Source organism: Nonomuraea sp. NPDC049141 (assembly GCF_040648415.1).
Taxonomy (GTDB): Bacteria; Actinomycetota; Actinomycetes; order Streptosporangiales; family Streptosporangiaceae; genus Nonomuraea.
Genome location: NZ_JBEZDR010000208.1, coordinates 1 through 1,529, shown reverse-complemented (window position 1 = coordinate 1,529; position 1,529 = coordinate 1). Strand labels below are relative to the sequence as shown.

Below are 1,529 nucleotides of genomic sequence, written 5' to 3'. Positions count from 1 at the left end.
GGTCACCGGCTGCGCCGGTGACCCGCAACGGGGTGATGGTCACTGTTCTCCAGTCGTCGTGCCGAAGGTTGACCAGGCAGAGGTGCCTGGTTGCAGGCTGTGGGTTTCGCTGGCCCGAGTGGGTGGGGTGTCGTCGTCGCGTTGGTGGGCCAGGATGCGGATCAGGTCGTTGTCGGCGAACCTGCCCGCCAAAGCGGCGGTGCCGAGGGCCCGGTCGACGTGGTCGACGCCGTGCAGCTTCGCGAGAGCGACGGCTTCGGCCATCTTGCGGCGCACCCCGCGGACCCCGGCGGCTGCGGCCTCGACCAGCCACGCGGCGGCGCCGGGGCCGAGAGCCAGGAACGCGGCCTCGTCGGCGGTGCGGGCCCGCGGCACCCGATCGGCGGTGTCGGACTGGCGTGATCGGGGCGGGTAGTGCTCGTCGAGGATCGACGGGCGGCCCGGCTGGGCCCGCTGGTGGCGGGCGACCTCGGCCGGCCCGTCCTCGCTGACGGCGGTGACGATGAGTTCGTCGCCGTGGAACCGGGCCCAGACCCGGGTGTCGACCAGGTGGTGCGGGACCGAGTAGCGGACTCCGTCGACGGAGATGGTGCAGTCCCAGTTCACTCGGCGGGTGGTGCCGAACGCGACGGTGAACGGCTGCGCCGGCAGCGGATGCAGCCGGTCGCGTTCGTCCAGGAGGGCTTCGGCCGGGCGGCGTCGGGTGTCGCGGTGGATGCGGGCGTTGACCTCGTCGGTGAAGTCGCGGCAGGCCGCCTCCAGTTCCGCGAACGTGCGGTACTGGCCGAGCAGGTTCGCGCTGGTCGGGACCAGGTCCGCCTTGGCGATCTTCACGGTGTTCTCGGCGCCGCCCTTGGACTGCGGGTCCGCCGGCACGCAAGTGCGGATCGTCATCCCGTAATGCCGGGCCACCTGCACGATCTCCGGATTACGCACGGCGATGTCCGCGACGTGCTCCACCGTGATCGTCTTCTCGTTGTCGGTCAACACATAGGCCGGCACCCCACCCAGGCGCCGCAGGGTGGCATCCAGGCAGGCCACGACCGTCGGCAGGGTCTTGTCCAGCACCGGGATCACGACCCGGAACCGGGACCAGGGCAGCCACGCGCACCACAACGTGGTCCGCCGGCCGCCGATGCGTGGGCCTTCGCCCCAGTCGAACTGAAGCCACAAACCGGGCTCGGGGATCCACGGGCGGAACACCCGTCGCTGCCCGGCCTGCCAGGACTTCTTCACCGCCGCGACCGCCCGGCGGGTGGTGCGCTCTCCGCCGGCGAAGCCCATCGTGGTGATCCGCCGGTGCACCACATCGGCGCGGACCCGGCCACCCGAGCGGGCCACCAACTCCTCGATCTTGTCCATGAACTCGTCGATCGGCCGAGCCCGCTGGGTCCGCTCCTCGGGGCTGCGTCCCTCGGCCCGCAACTTCACATACCGGGCCACGGTGTGGTGATCACACCCGGCCAGCTCGGCCGCCGCACGGTAACTACCCGTGAGGTCGTATGCCTCCAAAATTTCCACGATCTCCC

General features: G+C 71.0%; 1 protein-coding gene. It reads right to left on the bottom strand.

From position 1 onward, the window contains the following. Positions 1–39: 39 nt before the first annotated feature. Positions 40–1,529 (bottom strand): IS21 family transposase (gene istA, locus AB0B91_RS65910; RefSeq protein ID WP_358343203.1); only part of this gene is annotated, 1,490 nt, incomplete at its 5' end.